Annotated in this window: 11 protein-coding genes; 1 reads left to right on the forward strand and 10 read right to left on the reverse strand. The window is 74.1% G+C overall.

Translation table 11 applies throughout. The features are described from left to right. Positions 1-194 precede the first annotated feature (194 nt). The 7 genes from IE326_RS03075 to IE326_RS03105 all read right to left on the reverse strand — a co-directional run bounded on the left by IE326_RS03075 (position 195) and on the right by IE326_RS03105 (position 10,560). Positions 195-1,790, reverse strand: a complete 1,596-nt coding sequence (locus tag IE326_RS03075) for an amino acid adenylation domain-containing protein (RefSeq protein ID WP_190040752.1) — start codon at positions 1,788-1,790, stop codon at positions 195-197. Next, positions 1,787-5,137 carry a condensation domain-containing protein gene (locus IE326_RS03080; RefSeq protein ID WP_190040753.1) on the reverse strand — a complete coding sequence of 1,117 codons (3,351 nt, stop codon included), beginning with the start codon at positions 5,135-5,137 and terminating at the stop codon, positions 1,787-1,789. Before IE326_RS03080 ends, IE326_RS03075 begins: the two co-directional genes overlap by 4 nt. Positions 5,138-5,328: 191 nt before the next feature. Further along, on the reverse strand, positions 5,329-6,621 hold the full coding sequence (locus IE326_RS03085; RefSeq protein ID WP_150235987.1) for an MFS transporter: 1,293 nt from the start codon (positions 6,619-6,621) through the stop codon (positions 5,329-5,331). Positions 6,622-6,818: 197 nt separating this feature from the next. Beyond that, a complete protein-coding gene (locus tag IE326_RS03090) occupies positions 6,819-7,031 on the reverse strand; it encodes an MbtH family protein (RefSeq protein WP_150235988.1) in 213 nt (70 codons plus the stop codon). A 45-nt stretch (positions 7,032-7,076) separates the two neighbouring features. Then, positions 7,077-8,081: an ornithine cyclodeaminase family protein gene (locus IE326_RS03095; RefSeq protein WP_170313990.1), complete on the reverse strand. Its 1,005-nt coding sequence runs from the start codon at positions 8,079-8,081 to the stop codon at positions 7,077-7,079. Between the two features lie 38 nt (positions 8,082-8,119). Next, positions 8,120-9,292, reverse strand: coding sequence for an FAD-dependent oxidoreductase (locus IE326_RS03100; protein WP_150235990.1), 1,173 nt, complete (start codon positions 9,290-9,292; stop codon positions 8,120-8,122). After that, entirely contained in the window at positions 9,289-10,560 is a 1,272-nt protein-coding gene (locus IE326_RS03105; protein WP_150235991.1) for a DegT/DnrJ/EryC1/StrS family aminotransferase, read from the reverse strand. The genes IE326_RS03100 and IE326_RS03105 overlap by 4 nt, the downstream gene beginning before the upstream one ends. A 217-nt stretch (positions 10,561-10,777) precedes the next feature. Between IE326_RS03105 and IE326_RS03110 the strand changes: the two genes are divergently transcribed. Beyond that, positions 10,778-11,989: a cytochrome P450 gene (locus tag IE326_RS03110; RefSeq protein ID WP_229915185.1), complete on the forward strand. Its 1,212-nt coding sequence runs from the start codon at positions 10,778-10,780 to the stop codon at positions 11,987-11,989. A 224-nt stretch (positions 11,990-12,213) separates the two neighbouring features. Here the strand turns inward: IE326_RS03110 and IE326_RS03115 are convergent, their stop codons facing one another. The 3 genes from IE326_RS03115 to IE326_RS03125 are packed head-to-tail and all read right to left on the reverse strand — an operon-like array spanning position 12,214 to position 15,111. Beyond that, the gene (locus IE326_RS03115; RefSeq protein ID WP_150235993.1) at positions 12,214-12,492 is read right to left on the reverse strand and encodes an acyl carrier protein; all 279 of its coding nucleotides are present in this window, start codon (positions 12,490-12,492) and stop codon (positions 12,214-12,216) included. Between the two features lie 52 nt (positions 12,493-12,544). Further along, positions 12,545-13,834 (reverse strand): ketosynthase chain-length factor, encoded by a 1,290-nt coding sequence (locus IE326_RS03120; RefSeq protein WP_190040755.1) that lies wholly within the window; start codon positions 13,832-13,834, stop codon positions 12,545-12,547. Next, a complete protein-coding gene (locus tag IE326_RS03125; RefSeq protein ID WP_150235995.1) occupies positions 13,831-15,111 on the reverse strand; it encodes a beta-ketoacyl-[acyl-carrier-protein] synthase family protein in 1,281 nt (426 codons plus the stop codon). Before IE326_RS03125 ends, IE326_RS03120 begins: the two co-directional genes overlap by 4 nt. Between the last annotated feature and the right edge of the window lie 170 nt (positions 15,112-15,281).

Genomic DNA, 15,281 nt, shown 5'->3' on the forward strand with positions numbered 1-15,281 from the left:
GCCTCCCGTGCGGCCACCCTCACCGCCTCCCGTACGGCTCCTCGCACCGCCTCCCGCACGACTTCCTGCACGACGCCCGAGGGGGCGGCAGCGGACCGGTCCGCTGCCGCCCCCTTCCGCGTGCGCGCCCCGCGCCGGGGCGGCGCGGGGCCCGGGGGCGCGGCCGTCGCACCGCGTCCCCCGGGCCCGGGAGGTCACTCCGCGTTCTCCGCCATCGCCCGCAGGCGCGGCCGGTCCATCTTGCCGTTCGGCATGGTGGGGAGCTCGGTCACCGCCCGGAAGCGGCCCGGGACCATGTAGTCCGGCAGCAGCTCCGCGAGGTCGGTGCGCAGCGAGGCGAGGGCGGAGGTGCCCAGGCCCGGCTCCAGGACGACGAAGGCGACCAGGGTCTTCTCGATGCCGTCCTCGCCCCGCACCGCCACCGCGCACGAGGAGACGCCGGGCAGGTCGCCCAGCACCCGCTCGACCTCGGGGAGTTCGAGCCGGAAGCCGCGGATCTTCACCTGGTCGTCGGCACGGCCCAGGTAGTCCAGGGAGCCGTCCTTCCGCCGCCGGGCCACGTCGCCGGTGCGGTACATGCGGCGGCCCGGCCGGCCCGGCTCCGGGAGGAAGCGCTCGGCCGTCAGGTCCGGCCGGTTCCAGTAGCCGTACGCGACCTGCACCCCGCCCACGTGGATGTCGCCGATGCCGCCGGGCGGCACCTCCTCGCCGTCCGCGTCGAGGACGTACACGCGGTTGCCGGGCACCGGCAGGCCGATCGGCGGCAGCGCCGGCCAGCCGTCCGGGTCGCCCTCCACCGGGTGCCAGGTGACCACGTGGGCCTCCGAGGGCCCGTACTGGTTGACCAGGCGGCAGCCCGGCAGCGAGCCGAGCAGGGCGCGCAGCGCGCGGGAGCACTGGAGCTGCTCCCCCGCCGTGACGACCTCGCGCAGCGGGGGCGCCCCGGCCGCACCCGGTTCGGCGACGAGGACGAGCGCCTGGAGCGCCACGTACGGGAGGAACATCCGGTCCACCCGCTCGCGGGCCGCCGCCTCCCACAGCCGCAGCGGGTCCCGCCGCTCCTCCTCGGTCACGCACACCACGGTGCCGCCGACCGCGAGGGAGGCGAAGATCTCCTGGAAGGAGACGTCGAAGGAGATCGCGGAGAACTGGAGGGTGCGGCTGCCGACGGACGCCTCGGAGACGCCGGTCTGCCACTCCACGATGTTGGCGAGCGCGCCGTGCGGCATCGCGATGCCCTTGGGGGCGCCCGTGGTGCCGGAGGTGTAGAGGACGTACGCGAGGTCCTCCGCCGCGGGGAGCGGCGGGAGCAGGGACTCCGCGGCGGGGGTCAGCGGGCGGGCGGCCTGCTCCTCGCCGAGGAGGAGCACCGTGCGGCCCTCGGCGAACCGCTCCGCCGTCTCGGCGTGGCCGAGGACCACGCCCACCCGGGCGTCGTCGAGCATGTGCTCCAGCCGGGCCCGGGGGTAGCCGGAGTCCAGCGGGAGGAAGGCGGCGCCCGAGCGGAGCACGCCGATGAGGGCGACGACCAGCTCGGTGGAGCGCAGGGCGGCCAGGCCGACCACGTCCCCCGGGCCGATGCCCTCGCCGCGCAGCCGGACGGCGATCGCGCCCGCCCGCTGCCACAGCTCGCGGTAGGTGACGGCGGGGCCGTGCCCGGCGAGGGCGGTCTCCTCGGGGTGGCGGGCGACGGCGTCGGCCACCAGGTGCAGCACGCTCGGCGCGTCGCCGGCGCGGACCTCCTCGGCGACGGGCGCGGGTGTGGCGGGAAGTCGCAGGTCGATGCTCATCGGCGGTTCGCCTCCTCCGGGGTGCGGTCGGCGGCGCAGAGCACACCGTCCAGGACGTGGGCCACGTGGGTCAGTTCGGGGTTGCGCATGATGCTGTAGTGGTCGCCGGGCACCCGGTGCACGACGACGTCCTCGGCGACGGCCCGCCAGCCCTCGACGGCGTCGGGAGAACCCTCCGCCTGGAGGAGGTGCACCGTGCCGGGGTAGCGGGGGCCGGTCGGCCGGTAGGCGGCGAGGCCCAGCATGTTGTCCCGGTAGATGCCGTACCGCCGCACCACCTCGTCGAGGTCGAGCCCGGCGGGCACCAGGTCGCCCCAGCCGTCCAGGACGTCGGCGAACAGCCGCCGCGCGGTGAGCATCTCGCTGCCCGGCGGCAGCTCCTGGGCCGGCATGCCGAGGTCGGCGGTGAGGTCCCGCAGGAAGCTGTGCAGCAGGTAGGCGTGGGTGTCGGGGCTGTCGGGGTCGCCGTCGTACAGGAAGGAGTCGATCAGCACGATCGGCCCCGGGTCCTCGCCGCGGGCGTGCAGCTGGCGGGCCATCTCGAAGGCGAGGGTGCCGCCGAGCGACCAGCCGCCGAGCAGGAAGGGGCCGGGTTCGGCGGCCTCCAGCTCGGCCAGGTAGGAGGCGGCGCGGGCCTCGTGGGAGGGGGCCTCCTGGCCGCCCTCGAAGGCGTAGACGGTGCGGTTGGTGAGGGCGGTGGCCAGCGAGGCGTAGCAGAAGACGCTGCCGCCCGCCGGGTGCACCAGGGCGAGGGCGGGCGCGACGGTGCCGGACTGGATGCGGGCCAGGGCGCCGGGCCGCTCCTCCGCGCCCGCGCCCAGCGAGCCGATGCGCACGGCCAGGTCGGCGATGGTGCGGTAGCGGAAGAGGACGCTGACCGGCAGGTCCACGCCGGTCGCGCGGCGCAGCCGGGCCATCACCTGCACGGCGAGCAGCGAATGGCCGCCGAGGAGGAAGAAGTTGTCGTGCACGCCGACCGTCGCGAGGCCGAGGACGGAGCGCCAGATCTCGGCGAGGGTCTCCTCCAGCGGGGTGGAGGGCTCGGCGTGCGCGGGCTTCGCGCCGGGCTCCTCGGCGGCGGGGACGGGCAGAGCGGTGCGGTCCACCCGGCCGTCGGGGGTGAGCGGGAAGGCGTCGAGGACGACGTAGGAGGTGGGCAGCAGCACCTCGGGCAGCAGCCGCTGGCAGTGGGCGCGCAGCGCCTCGCGCAGCCGGTCGGTCTCCTCGGCGCCGGGGGCGTGCGGCCGGTGCGGGACGAGGTACGCGACGAGGACGAGGGCCCCGGCGTCGTCGAGGCGGGCGTCGACGCGGGCGTCGCCGACCGCCTCGTGGGTGAGGAGGACGGCCTCGATCTCGGCGCGCGGGACGCGGACCTGCTTGAGGTGGACCTGCTCGTCGCGGCGGCCGAGGATCTCCAGGGCGCCGTCCTCGCGGAAGCGTCCGAGGTCCCCGGTGTCGGTCTCCGGGCCGCCGTCGGCGGACGCGTGGACGGCGCCGGGGACGCCGACGGGCACCGGGTTGCCGTGCGCGTCGAGGATCCGGACGCGGCGGCCGGGCAGCGGGCGGCCGGCGATGTCGTGGCCGGCGGGCGCGTCCCCGGCGCAGCGGCGGGTGGCGATCCCGCCGAGGCCGGGGGCGGAGTAGAGGGTGTGCAGCTCGGTGCCGGGCAGGGCGGCCAGGCAGCGGCGTTCCAGGGTGAGCGGCAGGGGCTCGCCGGAGACGACGATCCGGCGCGGGGCGCGCACGGCGGCGCCGGCCTCGGCGGCGGCGACGAGCCGGTGCAGCAGGCCGGGCCGGATGCGCAGTTCGGTGACGTCGGCGGCGGCGAGGGCGTCGAGGACGGCCGCCAGGTCGTCGCCGGCGTCGAGGACCTCCCCGGCGGGCGCGGCCGGCGGGGCGTCCGCGGCGGGCGCGGTCAGCCGGTCGAGCTCGGCCAGGTCGTCGTCGTCGAGGAGGGCGAGCTCGGCGAGCGGGCGGTCGGGGGCGGCGAGGGCGCGGGTCAGCAGCCGGCCGAACATGCGGCTCATGCGGTGCATCACGGCGGAGTCGAAGAGTTCCGCGTTGTAGACCCAGGAGCCGCCGAGCCGGCGCTCGTGCGCGTACAGGTTCAGTTCGAGGTCGAAGCGGACGATGCCGCTGTCGAAGGGCACGAGGTCGGCGCCGAGGTGCGGCAGCCGCACCCGCTCGTCGCCCGCGGTCTGGTAGTTGAACAGCACCTGGAAGACCGGGCTGACGGTGGGGTTGCGGTCGGGCTGGAAGTCGATGACGAGCTTCTCGAAGGGCATGTCCTGGTGGGCGAAGGCGCCGAGCACGGCGTCCTTGCCGCGGCCCACGGCCTCGCGGAGGGTGGGCGACCCGGTCAGGTCGGAGCGGACGACCAGGGTGTTGACGAAGAAGCCGATCAGCCCCTCCAGCTCCTGGTGGGTCTGGCCGGCGACGGGCACGCCGAGGAGGACGTCCTCCTGGCCGCTGTAGCGGCCCATCAGGGCGGAGAAGCAGGTGAGCAGGACGGTGAAGGGGGTGGTCCGCTCCTGGAGCGCGAAGGCGTGCACGGCCCGCGCCAGGTCCTCGGGGAACTCGAACTCCTCGTTGCCGCCGTTGACCCGGTGGCCGGTGGGCCGGGCGCGGTCCATCGGGAGCTGGAGGATGCCCGGGGCGTCGCTGAGGCGCTCGCGCCAGTACGAGGTGAGCTCCTCCTCGCGCTCGCCGGTGAGGCGGCCGCGCTGCCAGATCGCGTAGTCGATGTACTGCTGCGGCAGCTCGGGCAGTGCGGCGGCGGCGCCTCCGGTCAACTCGTGGTAGTAGGCGTCGAGTTCGCGGAAGAGGGTGCCGACGGACCAGCCGTCGCAGACGATGTGGTGGACGCAGAGCGCGATCAGGTGCTCGTCGTCGGAGACCCGGACGGTCAGGGCGCGCAGCAGGGGCCCGGCCGCGAGGTCGAAGGGCTGCGCCGACCACTGCTTGACGAACTCCTCGGCGGCCGCGGCGGGTTCGGGTGCCCCGGAGACGTCGGCCTCCTCGACCGCCGGCTCGAAGGGCGGGCCGACCTGCTGGACGGGCATGCCGTCGGGGGCGGGGAACACGGTCCGCAGCACCTCGTGCCGCCGGACGACGCGGGCGAGGGCGCCCGCCAGGGCCCCGCGGTCGGGGGCCGCGGAGGTGCGCAGCACGATGGGGATGTTGTAGGCGCAGCTGCCGGGCACGAGCCGGTCGAGGATCCACAGCCGCCGCTGGGCGAAGGAGACGGGTCCGGTGCGGGTCTCCTCGCCGCGGTCGCGCTCGGCGAGCAGCCTGGCGAGCCGGCGCCGCTTCTCTTCCAGGGCATCGGTCGATATCTGGTCGGTCACGGGCCTACCTGTCTCTTCCTCGTCGCCGTAGGGCACATGGGTGGAACGCGCGGGACCGCGCAGGGTGGTGCGGAGCGGCACGGGGCCCGGCCGCCGGGGGGGGAAGGAACGGCCGGGCCCCGTGCTGTCGGAGGGGCGGGGACGGCGGGCGGTACGGGCCCCCCGCCCGCCGCTCCGCCGCCGGACGGGCGCTAGGCGGCCTGGAGCTCCGCCGGGACCTCGTCCTTGATGCCGTGCACCGAGCCGGCCACCAGCCAGCCGATGGCGACCCAGGCGAGGACCGCCGCCAGGACGAAGGAGGCGGCGTTGCCCCACGCGGAGGCGGCCGCGGCGCCGAGGACGGGGCCGAGGGCGTTGGCGCCCCAGACCAGCGGCAGGGAGACGCCGCCGACCCGGCCCATGAGCTGCGGCGGGGTGGCCTTCTGCACCATCGTCATGATGCCGACGTTGGCGATCGGCGTGGTGAGCGAGGCGAGGAACTGCGAGAGCGCCACGACCACGACGCCCGTCGTGCCCTTGCCGGCCAGGACCATCAGGAGCACGGCGAGGCCGAGCAGGGCGTGGGTCACGATCAGCGCGCGGCCCATCCCCAGCTGGTGCAGGGCCTTGCGGGAGAAGATCGCGCCGATGACGAAGGCGACGCCGCCGGCACTCATGACGAAGCCGAGCTGCGCGGGGCTGAAGCCCAGGTCGTCGTAGGCGTACACGACGAGCATCGCCATGGTCATCGAGACGGCGAGGTTGCCGAAGAAGCCCATGAGGGTCAGGCTGCGCAGCAGCCGGTTGCCGACCAGGGTGGTGAAGCCGTGCTTGAGGTCGGTGACGGCCGCGCCGACGCCCTTGCCGCTGGGCTGCGGGGCGGGCTCCGGCTTGCGGATGGACCAGATCGTGTAGGTGGACACGAGGAACGACAGGGCGTCGACGGTGACGGCCTTGGCCGCGCCGAGCGCGCCGACGAGCACGCCGCCGATGCTGCGGCCGAAGACGGCCGCGAGCGAACGGCTCATCTGGGTCTTGGCGTTGGCCTCGGCGAAGTCCTCGCGCTCGATCAGCGCCGGGAAGTGCGCCTGGTACGCAAGCTGGAAGATCACGTCCAGGGCGCCCTTGACCACGGCCACCGCGTACAGGTGCGCCATGCTCACCGAGCCCAGGAACGCGACCAGCGGGAGCGAGCCCAGGGCGACGGCGCGGCCGAGGTTGGCGACGATCATCAGGGGGCGCCGCCGCATCCGGTCGGTGAGCACGCCGACGACGGGTCCGAGGACCACGAACGGGATCCACTGGAGGGCGATCAGCAGACCGACGGATCCGGCGGACGCGCCGAACGCGAGGACTGCCAGGGAGGGCAGCGCGATCAAGGAGACCTCGCTGCCCAGCAGGCTCACGGACTCGCCCGTCCACAGCTTCATGAAGTCGCTGTTGCGGGTGAGCCCGGGCCTGCGCGGGGCTTCGGCCGCCCTTCCGGGCTGCTCCTGGGTGGTCATCAGGGATTACCTCTCTGCATGTGAGGGGACGGGGTGGTCGTGGGGGGAAACCGGGGGGTGGCGGCGGTCCCTGGGCGGCCGGGGCGTACGCGATCGGTCGAGCGGTCGAGCGGTCGGTCGGGCTGCCGTCCGGGAAGTCGGTCGGTCCGGCGGCCGGACTGCCGGCCGGGAGGCCGGCCGGTCAGCCTGCCGGCGGGTCAGTCGGTCGCGGCCGCGGCGAGGCGGCGGCGGAGGCTGAGCGGACGCATGTCGGTCCAGACCTCGTTGATGTGGGCCAGGCAGGCGTCCTTGGGCCCGGAGAAGCCGGTGGCGGTCCAGCCGAGCGGCACCTCGCGGCCCTCGGCCCAGATCGAGTACTGCTCCTCGTGGTTGACCACGACCAGGTACGTGCGGCCATCGTCGTTCTGCATGGGTGTCAGCTCCTTGTCTTCCGTGTCAGGGGTCCTGGGGTGCCGTCAGGGGAAGGAGATGCGCTCGCCGATGCCGTGGGAGACGGCCCGCCGGTAGACGAGGGCGGCGGCCACCGAGTCCTGGACGGGCAGGCCGAGCGTCTCGAAGACGGTGGTCTGGGTGTCGTCGGTGCGGCCGGGCCGGGTGCCGGCCAGGACCTCGCCGATCTCGGCGGCGATGGCGTCCTCGGTGAGGGCCCCCTCGGCGATGGGCAGCAGGATGTCCCCGGCCTCCCGCAGCGCGGCCTCGCGGTTGTCGACGATCAGCCGGGCGCCGGCGACCGTCGCGGTGGGCAGCTCGCGGCAGCCGGGGCCGAAGGCGCCGATGGCGTTGATGTGGACGCCGCGGCCCGCGGGCAGCTCCGCCGGGTCGAAGACCGGCTCGTCCCCGGCGACCGAGGTGGCGGTGCACAGGACGTCGCAGTCGGCCAGGGCCTCGGCGGTGGAGTCGCACACCTCGGCGCGCGGGTAGAAGCCCTCGGCCCAGCGGGCGAGCTTCTCGGCGGTGGCGCGGGTCCGGCTGTAGATCCGCACCCGGTCCCACTCGCGGGTCCGGGAGAGTGCCTCCAGGTGGCCGCGGGCCTGCACGCCGGCGCCGATGACGGCGAGCTCGCGGGCGCCCTGGCGGGCCAGGGCGCGGGTGGCGACGGCGGTGACCGCCGCGGTGCGGATCTCGGTGAGGGCACCGGCGTCCACCAGGGCGAGCGGCTGGCCGTGGACCGCGTCGACCAGGATGACCAGGCCCTGGACGCTGGGAAGTTCCCGCTCGACGGCGCGCGGGAACATGCTGAGCATCTTCAGGCCGAGGACGGGCTCCTCCTCGGGGCCGCCGACGGCGGGCATCAGGAGCACCATGCCCCCGTGGCCGGGCGGTTCCACGGTCACCCGCGGGTGCTCGTAGAGCTCGCGCCGGGACGCCCTGACCATGGTGTCCTCCATGGCGGGGATGGCGTCGTCGTAGGTGAGCAGCTTGCGTACCGCGGCTGCGTCGATCACGTGCAGGTGTCCCACCGGGTTCTCCTCGGGTGGCGGTGTCGGATGGTGGCCGTTCACGGGCGGAAGCGCCCGAGGGGGTAGTCGGTGCCGCCGTCGAGGGCGAGTCCGGCGAGCGCGTGGCCGAAGACCGGGACGAACTTGAAGGCCCAGCCGGCGGCGTGGACGAGGACGCGGTCGCGGCCCTCGCCGGGCGGGAGCGCGCCGAGGTAGAACTGCCGGTCGTGGTCGCGGGGCAGGGCGATCAGGCACGAGCCGGGCTGTACGGGCTCCGGGTCGAGCATCGGCATGTGCCGGGCGACGAACTCGGCGGTGCGGCGCAGCTGGTGCGGGTCGGGGCCGGGGCGTTCGGCCGGGGGCGCGGTCCGCGGGTCGCTCTCGAAGTCGGGGGCGACGCGCACCAGTCCGCCGGGGCTCCACGGGTTGCTGCCGAATCCGTAGAAGAGGTTGGAGTCGGTGTCCGTGGGGGTCTGGAAGGCGAACCAGGTGGGCAGGTCGCGGGCCTTGTCGCGCAGCCGGAAGTAGGCGGTGGCCATGTCGTACACCTCGACGTCGAGGCGGACGCCGAGCGGTTCGGTGAGCTCGTTGCTCCAGGGGCCGGCGGTGACGACGACCTTCCCGGCGGTGATCCGGGCGTCCTCGGTGACGACCTCGACGCGCTCGGGGTGCGGCTCCAGGGCGAGGACGCGCTGCCCGGTGCGGATCTCCGCGCCCGCCGAGCGGGCGAGGTGGGCGAGGGACCAGAGGGTGCCGCGGACGTCGATCACGCCGCCGTCCGGCTGGTGGAAGCCCTCGTAGTGGGAGGGGAGTCCGGTGAAGCCGAAGCGCTCCTCGATGGCGGAGGCGGTGAGCCACTCGTAGCGCAGCCCGGCGTCGTCGAGGACCTGGGCGGCGTCGGCTATCTGGCCCTCGTTGGTGGCCTCCTTGGTCTCGCCGAACCACAGGCTGCCGGTGTGGTGCACCAGCCGCCTGCCGCTCGCCTCCTCCAGGTCGCGCCACAGGGGCAGGGCGCGCACCGTCAGGTCGGTGAGGTCGCGCTGGGTGTACTGGACGCGCCACTGGCGCTCGGCGCCGGCGGAGCTGCCGGTGTTCTCCGGTCCTTCGGCGCTCTCCAGGACGAGTACGGAGGCGCCCCGGCCCGCCGCGTACCAGGCGGTGCTGAGTCCGACGGCGCCGCCGCCGACCACGACGAGGTCGTAGGAGCGGGGCGGGGTGCGGTGTGCGGTCATGCCGTCCTCCCGAGGGGGGTGCGCCCGCGTCGCCACGACCGGCTGATGGTGCGCTCCAGCTGGTCCATCAGCTGGGCGGCCTGGTCGTCGTCGATGCCGGGCTGACAGGGGATGTTGATCATTTCCCGGAACCAGCGGCGTTCGGCCACGGGGCACTCGCCCTCGCGGTGGCCGTGCGCCCGCCACTCCGGCATGAGGTGCAGCGGGAAGTAGCGCAGCGACAGCTGCGAGCCCGCCGCGTCCATGGCGTTCAACAGGGCGTCCCTGTCGATCAGTTCGGGGTCCACGAACGCGGTGTACAGGTGGTAGGGGTGGTCGACGCCCTCCGGCACCGGCGGGACGTGCACGCCGGGGATCCGCGCGAGGCGCTCGGTGTACTGCCGGGCCAGCTCCCGGCGGCGGGCCTGGAGGGCGGGCAGCTTGCCGAGCTGGACGTACCCGACCGCGGCGGCCGGCTCCGCGAGCGTCCCGTTGATGCCCGTTCCCCGGAGCATCAGGCAGTCGGCGGTGTAGGAGCCGGCGGGGAACATGGCCCCGGCGGGCGGGCGGTGGGTCTCGGCGAAGGTGTGCCGGGAGGGCACGTAGACGGCGTCGACCGAGTTGTCGCGCAGGGCGGTCGCGCGGGCGGCGGCCTCGTCGTCGCGGACGACGAGCATGCCGCCCTCGCCGAGCGTGGTGATGTTCTTGGAGGAGTGGAAGCTGAAGATCCCGAAGTGTCCGAAGGAGCCGAGCGGCCGGCCGTTCAGCGAGCCGCCGATGGCGTGCGCCGCGTCCTCGACGACGGTCAGTCCGTACCGTTCGGCGAGCGCCATGATGCGCGGCATGTCCGCCGCCCGGCCGCCGTAGTGGACCATGAGGACGGCGCGGGTGCGGTCGGTGATCAGTTCCTCGATGCGCGAGGCGTCGATGTTGAGCGAGTCGGGTTCCACGTCGCAGAAGCGGACCCGGACGCCGTAGTCCAGCAGGGGCTGCACGGTCGCCAGGTAGGTCTGCGGAGTGGCGATGACCTCGTCGCCGGGGCGCAGGTCGAGCAGGTGGATGGCCAGCCGGAGCGCGGTGGTCCCGCTGGTGACCGAGAGCGCGTGCGCGACGCCGAGGTGGGCGCGGAACGCCTCCTCGAAGCGCTCCCGCCAGACTCCCCCGGAGAGCGGGCTGCCGGAACGCAGCAGTTCTTCGATCACGGCCAGTTCGTCGTCGCCGAGGATGCTCCCCCGGGTCGGTCTGGCGTGGGAGCCGAGCGGAACGACTGCGGATGGTGCACTATCCATGATTCCCCGCATCGTCTGAAGGGCCTGTGTCGACCTCTGGGCTGGTGACACAACACAATGGCGACAACTAACCAAACACGCTACACGAAAGACTTCAAGTAATTCACCAAAATCTAGAAACACTCCAGTGCGGTTCCGGTGGGGCTCCGGCGGGGCTCCAGCGGCCACTGCGAACCTGCGACGAGTGTGGTTTCACCTCTGAGGAGAGGACGCCGTCTTGTCGACCTGCCCGATGCACGAGACTCCCCCGACCTACCCGTTCGGCAACCGGCCGTCGGTGCTCGACGCCCCCATCGAACTGCGCGGCCTGCGGGAACGTCCCGCCGTCCGGGTCACCCTGCCCAGCGGCGACCCCGGCTGGGTCGTCACGCGGTACGAGGACATCCGCGTCCTGCTCTCCGACCCGCGGCTGCACCGCGACCGGTCCAGCGAGGACCTGCCGCGGATCACCAAGGACAACTCGATGTTCCAGGACCCCAACGTGAGCCTGGACCCGCCGGAGCACCCGCGGATGCGCCGGCTCGTCACCAAGGCCCTGAGCGCCGCCCGGGTCGAGAAGATGCGCCCCCACGTGCAGGCCCTCGTGGACGAGCTGCTCGACGCGATGGAGGCCGCCGGCCCCACCGCCGACCTCGCCGAGGCACTGGCCTTCCCGCTCGGCATCCGCACCCTGTGCGGGCTGCTCGGCGTCCCGCCGGAGGACCAGAAGGACTTCCGGCTGTGGACCGACGCCTACCTGTCGGTGAACCGCTACACCGCGGAGGAGGTCGGCCGGTACCGCGGCGAGCTCTTCGGCTACATCCAGCGCCTGGTCGCCGCCAAGCGCGAGCAGCCCGGCGACGACCTGATCAGCTCCCTCATCGCGGTCCGCGACGAGGACGAGAGCCGGCTGGGCGAGTACGAGCTCCTGTACTGGGTGCAGGGGCTCCTGATGGGCGGGTACGAGTCCACCGCCAACCACCTGTCCGCCGCGATCGTCACGCTGCTCGCGCACCCGGAGGAGCTGGCGAAGGTCCGCCGGGACCCCTCGCTGGTCCCGGCCGCGGTGGAGGAACTGCTGCGCTACCAGGTGCTCTTCTCCCAGCTCGCCGCCGTGCGGTACACCTCCGCAGACATCGAGGTCGGCGGGACGACCATCCCGGCGGGCTCCGCCGTGTTCCTGGCCCTGGAGTCCGCCAACCGCGACGAGCAGGTCTTCAAGGAGCCGGAGGCGCTGCGGGTGGACCGTGACGACAACAAACACCTGTCGTTCAGCGCCGGCCCGCACTTCTGCGCCGGTTCGGCGCTGGCCCGGATGGAGCTCCAGACCGCGCTCGGCACCCTGCTCCGCCGCTACCCGGACCTCCGGCTCACGGTCCCGGCGCAGGAGCTGACCCGCAACACCGGCGTGCTGGTGGAGGGGTTCACCGAGGTGCCCGTCACCTGGTGACCCGCCCCGCCCGCGCAGCCCGTGCCCCGGAGGGACCACCTCCGGGGCACGGGCTTTCGGCCGTCTCCCGCCGCCCCGGTCCCGGCCCGTCGGTTCCCGGTGCACCGGCCTCGGGCCCGCCGGCTCCCCGCTCCCGGGCTTCCGGTCCGTCGGCTTCCGGCCCATGCCGAAGGCCGGCCCGCACGACGTGGCGTCGTGCGGGCCGGCCCGGTTCCTCACCGCGGTCAGGCCGCCAGGCCGGCCACGCCGGCCGTGGCCTCGATCGCGAGTCGGAGCAGCTGTCCCGGCGTCTGCGCCTCCTGGATGGCCTCGTCCCCCAGGCTGAAACCGTAGGCGCGCTCCAGGGAGCCGACGGTCTCCAGGACGGCGATGGAGTCGTAACCCAGCTCGCTGAAGGTCACGTCCGCGATGTCCCCGTCCAGGTCGACTCCGTCGCCCTCGCCGGCGGCGGCGCGCAGGGCGCGGACGATGTCCTGAAGGGTGATGATCTGCTGTACCGACATGGTTTCTCCTCCGGTGAATTGACAGGACCGACCCTCCGTTGCGGAGGGGGACTCACGGGCTCGGCGTACGGGGCGCGGCCGGGGCGCGCAGCACCATCGCCGAGTTGAAGCCGCCGTGGCCGCGCGCCAGGACGAGCGCGGTGCGGGTGGCCACGGCACGCGGTTCCCCGGTCACCAGGTCGATGCGGTGGGCCGGGTCGGGCAGGGTCACGTTGGCCGTCGGGGGGATCACGCCGTCCCGGAAGCCGAGCAGCGCGGTGGCCAGGTCGAGCGGTCCGCCGCCCGAGTACAGCCGTCCGGTCATCGACTTGGGGGCGGTGACCGGGACGCCGTGCGGGCCGAAGACCTCGCGGAGCGCCGCGGCCTCCGCGGCGTCCTTGTCGGGCAGGCCGGCCGCGTCGGCGTACACCACGTCGACGTCGCCGGGGGGGCAGTCGGCGTCCGCGAGGGCGCCCAGGATGGCCGCCCGCAGCGCGGGGCCGCGGGAGCTGCCCGGCGGCGGGTCGAAGGTGGCGGCGTGCCCGGCGACCGAGCCGTACGGGCGGGCGCCCCGGGCCAGGGCCGCCTCCTCGGTCTCCAGGACGAGGATGGCGCCGCCCTCGCCCGCCACGTAGCCGTTCGCGGTGTCGGCGAAGGGCGTGTAGGCGCGGGCCGGGTCGTCCGAGGTGCTGAGCAGGCCGGTGGCGATCTGCGCGGTCCAGCCCCAGGGGCAGAGCGAGGAGTCCACGCCGCCGGTGACCATCAGGGAGGCGCCGCCGCGCAGTTGCCTGCGGGCGTGCGCCACCGCGTCGAGGCCGCCGGCCTGGTCGGCGACGATGACCCCGCTGGGGCCGCGCATGCCGTTGCGGATGGAGATCTGGCCGGTGTTGACGGCGTAGAACCAGGCGAAGGACTGGTACGCGCTGACGTACTCGTTGCCCTTGCTCCACAGGTTCTCCAGCTCGCGCTGGCCGAACTCGAAGCCGCCGGAGGCGCTGGCCGTGACCACGCCCGCGCCGAGGGTGTGGAGCTCCTCGGGGCCCGCGCCCGCGTCGAGGACCGCGAGGTCGGCGGCGGTCAGCGCCAGCCGGGTCATGTGGTCGGTCTGCGGCAGGAGCCGGTCGGGCAGGTGGGCCGACGGGTCGAAGCCGAGGACCTCGCCGGCCAGCCGGGAGGGGTACTGCGCGGGATCGAAGCGGGTGAGGCGGCGGATGCCGCTCTCGCCGCGCAGGGTCGCCGCCCAGTACTCCTCGGTGCCGAGGCCGTTGGGCGCGACCACGCCGATGCCGGTGACGACCGCGGTGCCGGTGGTGCTGCCGGTGCCGGTGGTGTCAGTGGTGCTGTCGGTTCTTCCGGTGCTCACTGGGCGAGCCCTCCCTTCTCGGTGCCGTTGCCGGTGAGGACCACGGCGCTCTGGAACCCTCCGAAGCCGCTGCCGGTGCTCAGCACCGAGCGGACCGGCGTCTCGCGCGCGGTCAGCGGCACGTGGTCGAGGTCGCACTTCGGGTCCGGGTCGTGGAGGTTGGCGGTGGGCGGGACGAGCCCGTGGCGCATCGCCAGCAGACAGGCGGCCACCTCCAGGGAGCCGATCGCGCCCAGCGAGTGGCCGATCATCGACTTGATCGAGCTGACCGGTGTGGTCCGGGCGTGCTCGCCGAGGCTCGCCTTGATGGCGGCGGTCTCGTGCAGGTCGTTCTGCTTGGTCCCGGATCCGTGCGCGTTGACGTAGTCGAGGTCGCCGGGGGCGACCCGGGCCTGGCCGAGGGCGGCGGTGACGGCCTGGGCCAGCTCGGCGCCGTCGGAGCGCAGCCCCGTCATGTGGTAGGCGTTGCTGCGGGTCGCGAAGCCGGCCACCTCCGCGTAGATGTGCGCCCCGCGGCGCCGCGCGTGCTCCAGCTCCTCGAAGACGAAGAGGGCCGCACCCTCCCCGAGGACGAAGCCGTTGCGGCTGCGGTCGAAGGGGCGGGAGGCGTGGGCGGGATCGTCGTTGCGCGGCGAGGTCGCCCGGATCGCGTCGAAGCAGGCCAGGGTGATGGGGGAGATCGGGGCGTCGGTGGCACCGCCGACGACGACGTCCGCGGAGCCCTCCCGGATCAGCGCGGCGGCGTGGCCGACCGCGTCGAGGCCGGAGGTGCAGCCGGTGGACACGGTGTTGACCGGCCCCTCGGCGCCGACCCGCCAGGCGACCTCGGCCGCCACCGAGCTGGGGACCAGGTAGTCGTAGAGGTGGGGCACGCCGTAGCGGTGGTCGGTGAGGGTCTGCCGGCCGCCGTCGCTGACGACGACGTACTCCCGCTCCAGGCTGGTGGTGCAGCCGACCGCGGTGCCGACGGACACGCCGGTGCGGTGCGGGGGCAGGTCCGCGAAGAGCAGACCGCTGTCGGCCACGGCCTCGTCCGCGGCGACGGCCGCGAACTGCGCGGCGCGGTCCATCCGCCGGATCTCCTGCGGGGTCAGCCCCGCCTCCTCCGGGCGGAAGTCGCATTCGGCGGCGATCCTCGAACGGTACCGGGAGGCGTCGAAGGAGCTGATCGCGCGGGTGGCGGTGCGGCCGTTCGCCAGCACGTCCCAGTACGCCTTCGCGCCGATTCCCCCTGGTGCGACGACCCCCAACCCGGTGATGACGACTCGTCGAGTCATCCGTACTCCTCCCGTTGCTGCGTGTCGTTGGTGCTTCGACGGTGGCACCGGGGCATGGAGCCGGGCTGGAGAGACACTGCACGCGGCCTGCCTCCCGCGAATCTCGACAAGGCGGCGATCGAGCCTCCAGCACGCCGCCCTACGGTCCGGGGAGGCTCGCAGACCATCCA

The organism is Streptomyces filamentosus (assembly GCF_014654895.1).
GTDB lineage: Bacteria > Actinomycetota > Actinomycetes > Streptomycetales > Streptomycetaceae > Streptomyces > Streptomyces filamentosus.